Consider the following 13,985-nt stretch of genomic DNA (forward strand, 5'->3'; position numbering starts at 1 on the left):
GACAAAGGCCGGCCACGGGTTTAGAATGGCCGCCACTTTGATTCCGGTGACCGCGACATGAACGACCCGCGCAAGGCCCACGACAGCGAACCGACCACCCACTTCGGCTTTCAGGACGTCCCGGAAAGCCAGAAGGCCGAGAAGGTCGCCGAGGTGTTCCACTCGGTAGCGGCCAAATACGACCTGATGAACGACGTGCTGTCCGGCGGCATGCACCGCCTGTGGAAGCGTTTCACCATCGAACTGTCCGGCGTACGCGTGGGCAATCGCGTGCTGGATATCGCTGGCGGCACTGGCGACCTGGCGCGCAAGTTTTCCAGCCTGGTCGGCCCGAGCGGCGAAGTAGTGCTGGCTGACATCAACGAGTCGATGCTGAAAGTCGGCCGTGACCGCCTGCTCGACAAGGGCGTGGCCGGCAACGTGGTATTCGTCCAGGCCGACGCGGAAAAACTGCCGTTCCCCGACAACCACTTCGACGTGGTCACCATCGCCTTCGGCCTGCGCAACGTCACCCACAAGGAAGACGCCCTGCGCTCCATGCTGCGCGTGCTCAAGCCGGGCGGCCGCCTGCTGGTACTGGAGTTCTCCAAGCCCGCCAGCCCGCTGCTGGCCAAGGCCTATGACGCCTACTCGTTCGCCTTCATGCCGCTGGCCGGCAAGCTGATCACCAATGACTCGGAAAGCTACCGCTACCTGGCCGAATCGATCCGCATGCACCCGGACCAGGACACCCTCAAGGCGATGATGGTCGAGGCCGGCTTCGAGCGCGTGACCTACCACAACATGACCGGCGGCATCGTCGCCCTGCACCGCGGCATCAAGCCCTGATGCTGCTGAGCGGGCTACTGGCCGGCGTCGAACACGGCCTCAACCGCGTGCTGGCCATGGACAGCACCGCGCTGCCGCGCCTGGCCCGGCTGGACGGCAAGGTCATCGCCATCGACTGCCAGAGCCCGGCCCTGCAACTGTTCCTCCTGCCCAGCGGCGAGGGCCTGCAGCTGGCCAGCCAGTGGAGTGGCGCCGACTGCACCCTGCGCGCCCCGGCTGCCAGCCTGTTGCGCCTGGCCCTGGCCAAGGACAAGACCAGCGTTCTGCATCGCCCGGAAGTCGAACTGGATGGCGACAGCGCCGCCCTGCTGGAGCTGACCAAGATCCTCCAGGACCTCGAACTGGACTGGGAGTACGAGCTGTCGCGCTGGCTCGGCCCGGTCGGCAGCCAGCTGCTCGGCGGCCACTTGCGTAGCCGGGTGAACTGGGCCGGCAACAGCCTGGACAGCTTGCGCCACAACCTCGCCGACTACCTCAGCGAAGAATCGCGCCACCTGGTCGGCCAGCGCGAGGCCGATGCGCGCTTCGCCGAACTCGACCACCTCAAGCTCGCCCTCGACCGCCTCGACGCGCGCATCGAGCATCTCGCCCGCAAGGTAAAACCCTCCGAATGAAGCTGCTTGCCGCCCGCCGCCTGCTGCGCATCCTGCGCGTAGTGATTCGCTACCGCCTCGACGACCAGCTGCTGCACCTGCCGCTGCCTACCTGGATGCGCGTGCTGCGCTTCGCCCTGCCCTGGCGCTGGCTGCCGCGCCGCCCGTCCCAGCTGAGCCGTGGCGAAGCCCTGCGCCTGGCCCTGGAAGACCTCGGGCCGATCTTCATCAAGTTTGGTCAGCTGCTTTCCACCCGTCGCGACCTGCTGCCACCGGACATGGCCGACGAGCTGGCCAAGCTGCAGGACCAGGTGCCGCCCTTCCCCGCCGCCGAATCGGTGGCGCGCATCGAAGAACAGCTCGGTGCCAGCGTCGCTGAAGTCTTCGCCCGCTTCGAGGTCGAACCGCTGGCCTCGGCCTCGGTGGCCCAGGTGCATGCCGCGCAACTGAAGAGCGGCGAGGAAGTAGTGGTCAAGGTGATCCGCCCCGGTCTCAAGCCGATCATCCGCTCGGACCTGGCCTGGCTGTACCTCGCCGCGCGCCTGGCCGAGAAGGCCTCGGCCGATGCCCGCCGCCTGCGCCCGGTGGAAGTGGTCAGCGACTACGAAAAAACCATCTACGACGAACTCGACCTGCTGCGCGAGGCGGCCAACGCCAGCCAGCTGCGACGCAACTTCGACGGCTCCGATCTGCTCTACGTACCGCAGGTGTACTGGGACTGGTGCCGACCGAAAGTGCTGGTGATGGAGCGCATCTACGGCGTGCCGGTGACCGACATGGCCACCCTGGCCGACCAGCGCACCAACATGAAACTGCTGGCCGAGCGCGGCGTGGAAATCTTCTTCACCCAGGTGTTCCGCGACAGCTTCTTCCATGCCGACATGCACCCCGGCAACATCTTCGTCAGCACCCGCACGCCGTGGAGCCCGCAGTACATTGCCATTGACTGCGGCATCGTCGGCAGCCTCACCCCCGAGGACCAGGACTACCTGGCGCGCAACCTGATCGCCTTCTTCAAGCGCGACTACCGCCGCGTGGCCCAGCTGCACATCGACTCCGGCTGGGTGCCGGCCGAGACCAAAGTGAATGATTTCGAAGCGGCGATCCGCACCGTCTGCGAGCCGATCTTCGAGAAGCCGCTGAAAGACATCTCCTTCGGCCAGCTGCTGCTGCGCCTGTTCCAGACCGCACGGCGGTTCAACATGGAAGTGCAGCCGCAGCTGGTGCTACTGCAGAAGACCCTGCTGAATATCGAAGGCCTGGGCCGCCAGCTGTACCCGGATCTGGACCTGTGGAGCACCGCACAGCCCTTCCTCGAACGCTGGATGCGTGAGCGCATCAGCCCGCTGCACCTGCTGCGCAACCTGCAGCAGCAGGCCGAGCAGGTGCCGCACCTGTCGCAGATGGCCCGCGACACCCTGGAGCGCCTCAACCAGCAACCCGCAGCCGCCCCCGTGGCGGCCGCACCCACGCATGCCTGGCCACTGCGCCTGGTTGGCGCGGCACTGATCGCCGGCGGCGTCAGCCAGGGCCTGAGCCTGGCCGTTGCCAGCTGGGCCGCCTGGCTCAGCCTGAGCGCCGGTCTGCTGCTGATCCTGCGTCGATAGCCAGTGCCGGCTGCGGCTGGCACACTAGCCGAGCGCCAATTGTGTGCAGCACCTGCACCAGCATTTACCGGCTGCGCCCAGCGCAGCATGAGACAAGCCCGGATGGGCGGAATAGCGATGACTGACTGGCTCGACGAAATTACCTGGAACGAAGACGGCCTGGTTCCGGCCATCGCCCAGGATCACAAAACCGGGCGCGTGCTGATGATGGCCTGGATGAACCGCGAGGCCCTGGCCCTCACCGCCGCGGAGCAGCGTGCCATCTACTGGTCACGTTCGCGTGGCAAGCTGTGGCGCAAGGGCGAGGAGTCCGGCCATGTGCAGAAGCTCCACGAGCTACGCCTGGACTGCGATGCCGACGTGATCATCCTGATGGTCGAACAGCTCGGCGGGATTGCCTGCCATACCGGGCGCGAAAGTTGCTTCTACCGAGTGTGGCAAGATGGCGCGTGGCACACCGTCGATCCGGTACTGAAAGACCCGCACGCCATCTACCATACGGAACACCAGCATGAGTGACACCCTCACCCGCCTGGCCGAGGTGCTGGAGGCGCGCAAAGGCGCGGCGCCGGACAGCTCCTACGTGGCCAGCCTGTATCACAAGGGCCTCAACAAAATTCTGGAGAAGGTCGGCGAAGAGTCGATCGAAACCATTCTTGCGGCCAAGGACGCAGCCATCAACGGCGATTGCAGCGACCTGATCTACGAAACCGCGGACCTCTGGTTCCACAGCCTGATCATGCTCGCCGCCCTCGGCCAGCATCCACAGGCCGTGCTGGACGAGCTGGACCGGCGTTTCGGCTTGTCCGGGCATGTTGAAAAAGCGGCCCGCCCCACATCCGATTGATCATTAGCGAGGACTGATTACATGGGTATTTTCGACTGGAAACACTGGGTCGTCATTCTGATCGTGGTGGTACTGGTGTTCGGCACCAAGCGCCTGAAGAACCTCGGTTCCGACCTGGGCGAAACCATCAAGGGCTTCCGCAAGGCGATGAACACCGAGGAAGGCGACAAGCCCGCCGAGACGCAGCAACAACAACCAGCCCCGGCCGCCGGCGAGCAGCTGCACAAGCCGCAGACCATCGACGCCCAGGCCCAGCGGGTCGAAGAGCCTGCGCGCAAGGACTGACCCCAGGCCATGTTCGATATCGGCTTTTCCGAACTGCTGCTGGTCGGCCTGGTGGCGCTGATCGTCTTCGGCCCCGAGCGCTTGCCCGCTGCAGCGCGCACGGCCGGCCTGTGGGTCGGCCGGCTGAAGCGCAGCTTCAGTGCGATCAAGGCCGAAGTGGAGCGCGAGATCGGCGCCGACGAGGTGCGCCGCCAGCTGCATAACGAGCAGATCCTGCAGATGGAACGCGAGCTCAAGCAGTCGATCCTGCCCCCGGCGATCGGCCCCGGCACGGATCCGGCCGACGCAGTGCCCAGCGCGGCCGAAGCCAGCCCGAGCCCGCTCGCCAGCGCCCCTGTCCCGCCTTCGGAGCCTTCGCGCCTGCCATGAGTGAATCCAAAGCCGAACCGGATGCCGAGATGCCCCTGGTGGCGCACCTCACCGAACTGCGCTCGCGCCTGCTGCGCTGCGTGATCGCCATCTTCATCGTCTTCGCCGGACTGTTCTACTTCGCCCAGGACATCTACACCATCGTCTCCGCACCGCTGCGCGCCTACCTGCCGGAAGGCGCGACGATGATCGCCACCGGCGTCGCCTCGCCGTTCCTCACGCCGTTCAAGCTGACCGCCTGGTGCGCGCTGTTCCTCGCCGTGCCGATCATCCTGCATCAGGTCTGGGGCTTCATCGCGCCGGGGCTGTACAAGCACGAGAAACGCATCGCCATGCCCCTGCTGGTCTCCAGCATCCTGCTGTTCTACGGCGGCATGGCCTTCGCCTACTTCCTGGTATTCCCGCTGATCTTCCACTTCTTCGCCAGCGTGACTCCAGAAGGGGTGGCGATGATGACCGACATCAACGAGTACCTGGACTTCGTCCTGACCCTGTTCTTCGCCTTCGGCGTGGCCTTCGAGATCCCGGTGGCGACCTTCCTGGTGATCTGGGTCGGCGTGATCGACATCGACACGCTGAAGAAGAGCCGGCCCTACGTGATCGTTGGCTGCTTCGTGGTCGGCATGATCCTCACCCCGCCGGACATCTTCTCGCAGACCCTGCTGGCCGTGCCGATGTGGCTGCTGTTCGAGGTCGGCCTGCTGTTTGGCGGCCTGGTGCGCAAGCGCAGCGAGCATGAACCGGACGACGACGCCGGCGACCAGCCGCCCGCCACGCTGCCGTGAACCTGCTGCTGCTGGAAGACGCCGACTTCGTCGCGGCGGATCGCGTCGTCCTCGCCGGGCGACGCCTCAAACACCTGCAGGAAGTGCACCGCGCCGCCGTCGGCGACAGCCTGCGGGTCGGCCGCCTCGGCGGCCTGATGGGCAGCGGCAGCCTGCTGGAACTGACTGAGCAACACGCCGCACTGCAGGTCAGCCTGGACCAGCCGCCGCCAGCTAAGCTGCCACTGACCCTGCTGCTGGCCCTGCCGCGGCCGAAGATGCTCAAACGCGTGCTGCAGACGGTCAGCGCCATGGGCGTGCCACGGCTGATCCTGCTCAACAGCTACCGGGTGGAAAAGAGCTTCTGGCAGACCCCCTTCCTCGAAGCGCAGGCGCTGCGCGAGCAACTGATCCTCGGCCTGGAACAGGCGCGCGACACCGTGCTGCCCGAAGTACTCATCGAGAAACGCTTCAAGCCCTTCGTCGAAGACCAACTACCGGGAATGGCCGTCGGCAGCCTCGGCCTGGTCGGCCATCCCGGCGACTTTCCCGCCTGCCCACGGGCGGTCGAGCAGGCGGTGACCCTGGCCATCGGCCCGGAAGGCGGCTGGATTCCCTACGAGGTGGACAAGCTGCGCGAGGCGGGCCTTACGCCAGTGCAGCTGGGCGAACGCATCCTGCGCGTGGAAACGGCGGTGCCGGCGCTGCTGGCGCGGTTGTTCTGATCATCGATTTCGGCATAGTCTGACTACACCTCCAGCCCTGCGGAGACCGTCATGCGCCCACTGACCATCGACCTCGACCGCCTGGCCGCCGCCTTCATCAGCGCCGACTGCGACTTTCGCCTCGACCTGCTCAGCGGCAGGATTCTCGACATTCCACCTGTAGGCGCCGATCCGCAGATCGAACAGCTGCTGGAAGAAGAGCCCGAGCGCCTGCTGGCGGTGGACAGCCTGACGCCCGGGGCGATGCTCGCGCTGATGGCCGAGTTCCTCCCGGAAGTCGAACAACTGGGCGCCTACACCGCCCTGCAAGCCGCCCTGGACAGTCGCAAGCCGCTGCGCAGCTTCCACAACGCCATCAGCCAGTTCCCCAGCGTGCGCGCCGCCTGGCAGGCCTTCGAGGCCGAGCGCCTGCGCGAGCTGGCGCTGGATTGGCTGGCGGAGAATCAGCTGGAGCTGCGTGCGTAGAACGAACACTACGGCCCTGGTGCGTGAAAAGATCCCGTGCACCCAGGGTGCTGGCGCCCTCTCCCCCGGCCCCTCTCCCGTAAACGGGCGAGGGGTGACTACCCCGTGGCAACGTGGACCAGGGCTCGCACGGAGCCGCTTCTTCCCCTCTCCCATTTATGGGAGAGGGTTGGGGAGAGGGACGCTGTATCAGGCCACCGTGGCCTGCACCTCTGCAGGCTGTGGCTTCTGCATATAGGGCGACCAGGGTGCGCAGCGGTGCCAGAGTAGCCCGGATGCAATCCGGGAAGCAGGCGACTCCGATCCCGGATTGCATCCGGGCTACAAGCGACAACGGAGAAAAAGTACGGCGCTCAGCTTTCCAGCAGGAAGGTCACCGGCCCGTCGTTGACCAGGTGCACCTGCATGTCGGCACCGAAACGTCCGGTGGCCACTTGCGGATGTTGCTGGCGGGCCAGCTCGACCAACTGCTCGAACAGTTCAGCGCCAAGCGCCGGCGCCGCCGCGCTGGAGAAGCTCGGGCGCAGGCCGCTTTGGGTATCGGCGGCCAGGGTGAACTGCGAGACCAGCAGCAGGCCGCCGCCAACGTCCTTGAGCGACAGGTTCATCTTGCCCTCGGCATCGCTGAACACGCGGTAATTGAGCAGCTTGTGCAGCAGTTTGGCGACACTGGCGGGGTTGTCCTGCGGCTCGACGCCAACCAGCGCCAGCAGGCCCTGGTCGATGGCGCCGACGATTTCGCCGGCCACTTCGACACGTGCGCCGCGCACGCGCTGGATCAGTGCCTTCATGCTTCTTCGAGGGGCAGGTCGAGCAGGCGCCGCGCCAATTGGTCAGCGGCGCGCACCAGGGCATCGGTGATGCCGACTTCGGCGGCGGCGTGACCGGCATCGCGGATGATCTGCAGCTCGCTGTTGGGCCAGGCCTGGTGCAGCGCCCAGGCGTTGTCCAGCGGGCAGATCAGGTCGTAGCGGCCATGTACGATCACGCCCGGTAGATGGGCGATCTTCGGCATATCGCGCAGCAGCTGATCGGGGGCGAGGAAGGCATTGTTGACGAAGTAGTGGCACTCGATGCGAGCGATCGACAGGGCGCGGTGCGGCTCGCTGAAGCGATCGACCACCTGCGGATTGGGGCGCAGGGTGGCGGTACGCCCTTCCCAGGTCGACCAGGCCTTGGCCGCATGCATCTGGGCGATCTGGTCGGGGCCGGTGAGACGCTTGTAGAACGCCTGCATCAGGTCGCCACGCTCATCGGCCGGGATCGGCGCCAGGTAGTCTTCCCAGAAATCCGGGAACAGGCGGCTGGCGCCTTCCTGGTAGAACCAGTGGAAGTCCTGCGGGCGGCACAGGAAGATCCCGCGCAGAATCAGCCCGTGGACCCGCTCGGGGTGGGCCTGGGCATAGGCCAGCGCCAGGGTCGAACCCCAGGAGCCGCCGAACAGCACCCACTTGTCGATGCCGAGGTGCTCGCGGATGCGCTCCATGTCGGCCACCAGCTCCTGGGTGGTGTTGTTCTCCAGGCTGGCATGCGGGGTGGAGCGGCCGCAGCCACGCTGGTCGAAGGTGACGATGCGATACAGGTTGGGATCGAAATAGCGGCGGCTGGCGCCATCGCAGCCGGCACCCGGGCCGCCATGGATAAACACCACCGGCAGCCCATCCGGAGTACCGCTTTCGTCCACATAGAGGACGTGCGGTTCCTGCACCGCCAACTCGTGGCGGGCAAAGGGTTTAATCTCCGGATACAAAGTCTGCATGCTGCACTCCCGAATCTGTGCGAAAGAGACTGCCCGGTAGCGGCGTATGTGCCAGCCATCCCGCGCAGACTTTAAGGTCCCTTTTGATCAGGTGCCGAACATCTATCGTGGCGGCCATCATAACCATGAAAACGGAGTTGAGCATGCCTACCCAGCTATTTGCCGCATCTTTCCTCGCCTTGCTCGCCCTGCTCGGCGGCTGCACCAAGAGCGATCCGCAGGCGGCGCTGGAAGCGGCCGTGCAGCAGTTGCAGGACAATCTGGAGGCCAAGAAAGCCAGTACGGTCATGGAACAGCTGCACCCGCAGTTCAGCGCCCAGCAGCAGTACGACAGCGAATGGGCGGGGCGCACCATGGCTCTGCTGTTCCTGCGCCACAAGCAGGTCAAGATACTGGCCCTGAGCAAGAGCAGCCGCATCGACCCGACCTACAGCAGCAAGGGCTACACCGAGGCGCAGATCGCTATGACCGGCGCCGAGGGCCTGATTCCGGACAGCGCCCGGCACTACAGCGTCAAGCTGGAGTGGTGGCTGGAAGACGGCGAATGGCGCCTGGCCAAGCTCGACTGGGAATAATGGGTAGCCCGACCTCAGAACAGGTAGGGCACGAACATCTTGCTGCGCGCCATGTAGCCCTGGTACGCCTCACCGAAGTAGGCCAGGCACTCGGCCTCGTCACGCCGCGCAGCCAGGTACAGCAGCAGGCTGGCCAGCAGGGCCAGGGCGAAACTCAGGCCCTCGACTCGCTTGCAGGCGATGCCCCAGGTCAGCAGCAGCAGCGAGCAGAACAGCGGGTGGCGGATAAACCGGTAGATGCCGCCGGTGACCAGTTGCGAGGTACGCTCGAAGGCATACAGTTCGTCGTCGACCCGCTGCTCGCTTGGCCGGCCATCGCGGCGCAGCTGGAAGATGCCCAGCCCCAGTACCAGCAGCGAAGTGAACAGCAGCAACCAGGACAGCTTCTGGTGCAGGGCGTAGCGGTCCTCGAACCAGACCGGCGCATTCAGCACCAGCAGCGCCAGCATCACCTCCCAGGCGAAGAAACGGTAGAAACCATGGGACTGCGGACGACGCAGCACGCGCCAGGAAATGCCGATCAGGGCTGCCGAACCCAGGGCAAAGGCCAACCACTGTTGCCACATCATCCTTGCACTCCTTTTTCGATCTGCCCCACACGCCACAGCCCAGGCGCTGCGCCTGCTGCAGGCCCTCTGTTACACTGCCCGACCACCTGTTTCGACCGCATGCAATGGATCGCACCCAACTGCACAGGCTCCTGCCCCATCAAGGCCCCGCCCTCTGGCTGGACGGCCTGCTGACGCATGACGCCCAGCGTATCGAGGGGCTCAGCGCCTGGCAGCATCTCGCCGCTTTCGGCGCCGATGCCTCGCCCTGTCTGCTGTTCGAGGCGGCGGCGCAACTGTGCGCGGCGCATGGTGCCCTATACGGCGCCGATAGTGCCATCGAAATGGCCCTGATCGGCAAGCTCTCTCAGCTGCAATTGCACCACGAGCCAAGCCAGCGCCAGGGCGCGTTGCGGGTCGCCGCCAGCCAGGAGGCCCTGAGCCCGGCCGGCGCGCTGTACGCCTTCACCATCCATAGCGACGAGCGCCTGCTGCTCGACGGCAAACTGCTGCTGGTGCTGGTTCGTGCTTGAGCTGCGCGACCTCGGCTTCCGCTACCCGGGCAGCGAGCGGGCGGCGCTGCATGGCATCGACCTGCAGCTGCAAGCCGGCCAGTGCCTGGGCCTGCTCGGCAGCAACGGCGCCGGCAAGACCACCCTGCTGTCGCTGCTCAGCGGCGTGCTGCCGTTGCAACAGGGCGAACTGCGCTGGAGCGCCAGCCCGCGCCTGGGCCTGGTGCCGCAGCAACTGGCCTTCTACGCCGGGCTCAAGGTGCGCGAGAACCTCGAACTGTTCGCCGACCTCTATCGCCTGCGCGGCGACGAGCGCCGCAAGCGCCTCGACCAGTGCATCGCCACCTGTGCCCTGCAAGACAAACTGTCACGCCGCGCCGAAGGCCTGTCCGGTGGCGAGCAGCGCCGCCTGAACTTCGCCATCGGCCTGCTGCAGCCGGCCGACCTGTATCTGTTCGATGAGGCCACGGTGGGCGTCGATGCGGCCAACCGCCAGACCCTGCTCGGGGCCATCGAACAGCTGAGCGCCGCCGGCAAGACGGTGATCTACACCAGCCACTACCTGGAGGAAGTCGAGCGGGTCGCCCAGCGCATCCTCCTGCTGCACGAAGGCCAGGTGCGCCTGGATCTGGACAAGCGCCAGCTGCTCGGCGACGACCACGGCCTGCTGCTGGAATGGCCGGACGCCGCACCGGCGGGCCTGCAGGAGCTGCTCGCGCGCCTGCAGCTGACTGTCGAGGTGCTGCCCGGCGGCCTGCGCATCCCGCAGCTGGATGGTCAACAGCTGCTGCAGATCAGCCAGTTCATCGCCGCGCAAAAACAGCTGCCCAGCCTGCTGCGCTTCGGCCGACCGTCGCTGGAGCAGCTCTATCTGCGCCTCAACGGAGGCCGGCTATGAGGTTGCAAGCCCTGGTGCGCAAGGAAATCCGCCTGCTGCTGCGCGACCCCCATGCCCTGGCCGTGCTGTTCATCATGCCGGCGCTGTTTCTCGTACTGATGGCCGGCGCCATGTCCAGCTACCTGCAGGATCGCCCGCCGGCCCTGCGCCTGGTGCTCGACGTGCCCAGCGCCAGCGACTCCAGCCAGTTCTTCCAGGCTGCCCTGCAGGCGCAGTTGCCCGGTAGCGAGCTGCTGGCTACAAGCAGCGAGCCCCTGGCCCATGTGCGCCTGAGCGCCGAGTTCGCCGCCACCCTGCTGGACAGCCCACACCAGGGCCCCAGCCTGAGTTTCCCGGCGCAGTTCGACAAGCTGGCGCGCCAGCGCCTGCACAGCGCGGTGAGCATCGCCCTGGCGCAGACCCGCCTGCAGGCCTTCCTCGCCGACAGCGGCATGCTCGACCCGGCGCTGAGCCTGGACGAACGCCTGCAACTGGTGCAGCAACGCACCCAGAGCCAGATCGACGAGCAGGAACAGCTGGCCAGCGGCGACCTCAGCGGCCGCGCCAATGCCAGCCAGCTGAGCGTGCCGGCCTGGCTGATCTTCGGCATGTTCTTCATCACCCTGCCGATGGCCGGCGGCTTCCAGCGCGAGCAGCAGAGCGGCACCCTGCTACGTTTCCGCTGCCTGGGGCTGAGCCTCGGCACCCTGGCCCTGAGCAAGCTGCTGCCCTACTTCGCCCTCAATCTGCTGCAGTTCGCCCTGCTCCTGGCGCTCGGCGTCTATGGCCTGCCCGCCATCGGCCTGCAGGCCCTGAGCCTGCCCGGCAGTGCCGGCGCTTATGCCTTGCTGGCGGTCAGCGTGGCCCTGGCCACCTGCAGCCTCGGCCTGCTGCTGGCCGCCCTGGCGCGCAGCAGCGAGCAGGCGCTGCTGCTCGGCGGCGGGCTGAACATCCTGCTCGCCGCCATCGGCGGGATCATGGTGCCGAAAAGCGTGATGCCGGCGGCCATGGCCCAGCTGGCCGAAGTTTCCCCGATGAGCTGGGCGCTGGACGCCTTCCTCACCCTGCTGGTGGGCCACGGCTCATCGCTCGACATCGCCCCCTACTGCGCGCGCCTGCTGCTGTTTGCAGCGGTGTGCGGGGTGGCCGGGCTGCTCCTGTTCCGCCACCGAGTGCAGCAAACGCAATGGACCACACACTACTAGAACAACAACTCAAGCAACTGCTGATTCGCGAGTGCGACAAGGAAGACGATATCGACTGGCAGAGCATTGCCGATGACGAGCCGCTGTTCGGCAGCAAGAGCCGCATCGCGATGGACAGCCTGGACGCCCTGCAGGTGTCGCTGGCCCTGCAACAGCACTACGGCGTGCGCATCGAAGGGGCCAAGGACGGACGGCGCATTCTTGGCAGCATCGCCAGCATCGCCGACTACATCCGTAGCAACACAAAGTGATTCCGGTCTACCTGCAACGCGGCGTGTTGCACAGCTGCCTAGGCGCCGACCTGGCCAGCGCCGCCCACGCGTTCGGCCAAGGCGCGCTGCCGCAGGCCGGGCAGTTCCTCCTGCATGAGCAGCACCAGCCGCGCCCTTACCTGTACGCCGGCGCCAGCGCGGACAACCTCGACCAGCGCCTGGAACGCCTGCTCGATGAGCTGCTCGGCGCCGACGCCCAGGAGCTGGACGACTGCCTGCTGATCATCGCCAGCACCAGCCTGGATATCACCGAGCTGGAAAGCCGCGCCAGCGCGGAGCAGGGCTTTCGCCCAGAGCACTCGACGCCGCTCGACCTGCTGGCCGAACGACTGCGCCAGCGCCGCGGCTTTGCCGAGGCCTTCACCCTCAACACCGCCTGCACCAGCGCGGCCAACGGCCTGCTGTATGGCGCCCGCCTGCTGGCCGCAGGCGCTTACCAACGAGTGGTGGTGCTGGCTTTCGAGACGCCCAGCGCCCTGGCCATGCAAGGCTTCGGCGCGCTGGAGCTGACCAGTGCCAGCAGCCAGTACCGGCCGTTCCACCCCGAGCGCGACGGCCTGATCCTCGGCGAATGCTACGCCGCCTGCCTGCTCGGCCTGCAACCCGGCCCGGCGCCACTGGCACGCCTGCTCGGCGGCTACAGCGCCTGCGACACCAGCAGCCTGACCACCACCCGCGAAGACGGCAGCCATATCGATGCGGTGATGCAGCAGGCCCTGCGCAGCGCCGGACACAGCGCTGCCGAGGTGGCCCTGGTCAAGCTGCACGGCACCGCGACCGGCGCCAACGACCACGCGGAGAGCAACGGCATGCGCCGCCTGTTCGGCGCACAACTGCCGGCGCTGTGCGTGCTCAAGCCCTGGCTCGGCCACACCCTCGGCGCCTGCGGCCTGAGTGAAACCCTGCTGCTGGCCCAGCGCCTGCAACAGGGCGCCCTGCCGGGCCTCGACTACGCCAGCGAGGCGCTGCTGCCCCTGCCGGGCAAGCCCCTCGACGTGGCGACGGACGCCCTGCTGCTGGCCAACTTCTTCGGCTTCGGCGGCAACAATGCCAGCCTGGTGCTGCAAGGCTGCAACGCGGGAGCACAGGCATGCGAGTGATCGCCGCCAGTGAGATCCACGGCCGTGCCGCCACCAGCGACAAGCAGCTGAAGGCCGCGCTGAGCCAGTGGCTAGACAGCCCGCCCCGGCGTATCGACCGCCTGATTTTCCAAGCCCTGCTCGGCGCCGCCGCGCTCAAGGCGCAGGTGCGCAGCGACTGCGGCCTGTACCTGGCCTCACGCCACCCGGCACGACCGACCATGGGCGCGCTGCTGGATGCCGTGTGCGTGCAGCACAAGCAGCCCAAGCCCTTCGAATTCGTCAACAGCGTGAGCAACGCCGCCGGTTTCCACGTCGCCCAGCAACTGGGGCTGGAAGGGCCGAACCTGTTTATCGGCGCCGGGCCGCGCGTATGGACGCAGCTACAGACGCTGGCCCAACTGGACTTGCAGGATGGGCTGATCGACCAGGCACTGTTGCTGCTGGTCGAGGAAAGCGAGGACTTCCGTGTGCAAGGGGTGCTGCTGGAAGGTGATGAAACCGGCGCGCTCGCCACGGACTTCACCGCGCTGACCGCCGGCATCGAAGTACAGCGCCTCGATCTGTAGCGTGGATGACGCTCTGTTCATCCACCACCCGCCACGCCCGGTGGATCGATAAGGCGCGATCCATCCTACGTAGCCCGGATGCAATCCGGGAGTCTTGTCAGGCCGT

20 protein-coding genes are annotated in these 13,985 nt (G+C 66.6%); 17 read left to right on the forward strand and 3 right to left on the reverse strand.

From position 1 onward, the window contains the following. Positions 1 to 57 precede the first annotated feature (57 nt). The 10 genes from ubiE (at position 58) to LRS11_RS03510 (ending at position 6,483) form a co-directional block, all read left to right on the forward strand. A complete protein-coding gene (gene ubiE / locus LRS11_RS03465; RefSeq protein ID WP_260495528.1) occupies positions 58 to 828 on the forward strand; it encodes a bifunctional demethylmenaquinone methyltransferase/2-methoxy-6-polyprenyl-1,4-benzoquinol methylase UbiE in 771 nt (256 codons plus the stop codon). Next, a complete protein-coding gene (locus LRS11_RS03470; protein ID WP_260495529.1) occupies positions 828 to 1,442 on the forward strand; it encodes an SCP2 domain-containing protein in 615 nt (204 codons plus the stop codon). The genes ubiE and LRS11_RS03470 overlap by 1 nt, the downstream gene beginning before the upstream one ends. After that, entirely contained in the window at positions 1,439 to 3,028 is a 1,590-nt protein-coding gene (ubiB, locus tag LRS11_RS03475) for a ubiquinone biosynthesis regulatory protein kinase UbiB (RefSeq protein ID WP_260495530.1), read from the forward strand. The genes LRS11_RS03470 and ubiB overlap by 4 nt, the downstream gene beginning before the upstream one ends. Positions 3,029 to 3,145: 117 nt before the next feature. Further along, positions 3,146 to 3,547, forward strand: a complete 402-nt coding sequence (gene hisI, locus LRS11_RS03480) for a phosphoribosyl-AMP cyclohydrolase (protein WP_260495531.1) — start codon at positions 3,146 to 3,148, stop codon at positions 3,545 to 3,547. After that, positions 3,540 to 3,875 (forward strand): phosphoribosyl-ATP diphosphatase, encoded by a 336-nt coding sequence (locus LRS11_RS03485; RefSeq protein WP_173209970.1) that lies wholly within the window; start codon positions 3,540 to 3,542, stop codon positions 3,873 to 3,875. The genes hisI and LRS11_RS03485 overlap by 8 nt, the downstream gene beginning before the upstream one ends. Positions 3,876 to 3,896: 21 nt before the next feature. Then, a complete protein-coding gene (locus LRS11_RS03490) occupies positions 3,897 to 4,160 on the forward strand; it encodes a twin-arginine translocase TatA/TatE family subunit (protein ID WP_260495532.1) in 264 nt (87 codons plus the stop codon). 9 nt (positions 4,161 to 4,169) lie between these two features. Continuing rightward, a complete protein-coding gene (gene tatB, locus LRS11_RS03495; protein ID WP_260495533.1) occupies positions 4,170 to 4,529 on the forward strand; it encodes a Sec-independent protein translocase protein TatB in 360 nt (119 codons plus the stop codon). Beyond that, on the forward strand, positions 4,526 to 5,314 hold the full coding sequence (gene tatC / locus LRS11_RS03500) for a twin-arginine translocase subunit TatC (RefSeq protein WP_260495534.1): 789 nt from the start codon (positions 4,526 to 4,528) through the stop codon (positions 5,312 to 5,314). The genes tatB and tatC overlap by 4 nt, the downstream gene beginning before the upstream one ends. Further along, entirely contained in the window at positions 5,311 to 6,018 is a 708-nt protein-coding gene (locus tag LRS11_RS03505) for a 16S rRNA (uracil(1498)-N(3))-methyltransferase (protein ID WP_260495535.1), read from the forward strand. Before tatC ends, LRS11_RS03505 begins: the two co-directional genes overlap by 4 nt. A 51-nt stretch (positions 6,019 to 6,069) precedes the next feature. Continuing rightward, the gene (locus tag LRS11_RS03510; RefSeq protein WP_260495536.1) at positions 6,070 to 6,483 is read left to right on the forward strand and encodes a UPF0158 family protein; all 414 of its coding nucleotides are present in this window, start codon (positions 6,070 to 6,072) and stop codon (positions 6,481 to 6,483) included. A 353-nt stretch (positions 6,484 to 6,836) separates the two neighbouring features. Here LRS11_RS03510 and dtd read toward each other — a convergent pair whose 3' ends face one another. After that, positions 6,837 to 7,274: a D-aminoacyl-tRNA deacylase gene (dtd, locus tag LRS11_RS03515; protein ID WP_260495537.1), complete on the reverse strand. Its 438-nt coding sequence runs from the start codon at positions 7,272 to 7,274 to the stop codon at positions 6,837 to 6,839. Then, positions 7,271 to 8,242 (reverse strand): prolyl aminopeptidase, encoded by a 972-nt coding sequence (gene pip, locus LRS11_RS03520; protein ID WP_260495538.1) that lies wholly within the window; start codon positions 8,240 to 8,242, stop codon positions 7,271 to 7,273. The genes dtd and pip overlap by 4 nt, the downstream gene beginning before the upstream one ends. 143 nt (positions 8,243 to 8,385) lie before the next feature. On the opposite strand from pip, the gene LRS11_RS03525 reads away from it, so the two are divergent. After that, positions 8,386 to 8,817 carry a hypothetical protein gene (locus LRS11_RS03525; protein ID WP_260495539.1) on the forward strand — a complete coding sequence of 144 codons (432 nt, stop codon included), beginning with the start codon at positions 8,386 to 8,388 and terminating at the stop codon, positions 8,815 to 8,817. Between the two features lie 14 nt (positions 8,818 to 8,831). Here LRS11_RS03525 and LRS11_RS03530 read toward each other — a convergent pair whose 3' ends face one another. After that, positions 8,832 to 9,386, reverse strand: a complete 555-nt coding sequence (locus LRS11_RS03530) for an isoprenylcysteine carboxylmethyltransferase family protein (RefSeq protein WP_260495540.1) — start codon at positions 9,384 to 9,386, stop codon at positions 8,832 to 8,834. A 104-nt stretch (positions 9,387 to 9,490) separates the two neighbouring features. On the opposite strand from LRS11_RS03530, the gene LRS11_RS03535 reads away from it, so the two are divergent. From LRS11_RS03535 to LRS11_RS03560, 6 genes are read left to right on the forward strand one after another with little or no spacing between them, the layout of a single operon-like run. Further along, positions 9,491 to 9,898, forward strand: a complete 408-nt coding sequence (locus LRS11_RS03535) for a beta-hydroxyacyl-ACP dehydratase (RefSeq protein WP_260495541.1) — start codon at positions 9,491 to 9,493, stop codon at positions 9,896 to 9,898. Next, positions 9,891 to 10,775, forward strand: a complete 885-nt coding sequence (locus LRS11_RS03540) for an ABC transporter ATP-binding protein (RefSeq protein WP_260495542.1) — start codon at positions 9,891 to 9,893, stop codon at positions 10,773 to 10,775. Before LRS11_RS03535 ends, LRS11_RS03540 begins: the two co-directional genes overlap by 8 nt. Continuing rightward, positions 10,772 to 11,959 (forward strand): ABC transporter permease, encoded by a 1,188-nt coding sequence (locus LRS11_RS03545; protein ID WP_260495543.1) that lies wholly within the window; start codon positions 10,772 to 10,774, stop codon positions 11,957 to 11,959. The genes LRS11_RS03540 and LRS11_RS03545 overlap by 4 nt, the downstream gene beginning before the upstream one ends. Next, positions 11,941 to 12,210: an acyl carrier protein gene (locus LRS11_RS03550; RefSeq protein WP_260495544.1), complete on the forward strand. Its 270-nt coding sequence runs from the start codon at positions 11,941 to 11,943 to the stop codon at positions 12,208 to 12,210. Before LRS11_RS03545 ends, LRS11_RS03550 begins: the two co-directional genes overlap by 19 nt. Then, on the forward strand, positions 12,207 to 13,331 hold the full coding sequence (locus LRS11_RS03555) for a beta-ketoacyl synthase N-terminal-like domain-containing protein (RefSeq protein ID WP_260495545.1): 1,125 nt from the start codon (positions 12,207 to 12,209) through the stop codon (positions 13,329 to 13,331). Before LRS11_RS03550 ends, LRS11_RS03555 begins: the two co-directional genes overlap by 4 nt. After that, positions 13,322 to 13,879 carry a hypothetical protein gene (locus tag LRS11_RS03560; protein ID WP_260495546.1) on the forward strand — a complete coding sequence of 186 codons (558 nt, stop codon included), beginning with the start codon at positions 13,322 to 13,324 and terminating at the stop codon, positions 13,877 to 13,879. The genes LRS11_RS03555 and LRS11_RS03560 overlap by 10 nt, the downstream gene beginning before the upstream one ends. Positions 13,880 to 13,985: the final 106 nt, after the last annotated feature.

It is taken from the genome of Pseudomonas sp. J452 (assembly GCF_024666525.1).
Taxonomy (GTDB): Bacteria; Pseudomonadota; Gammaproteobacteria; order Pseudomonadales; family Pseudomonadaceae; genus Aquipseudomonas.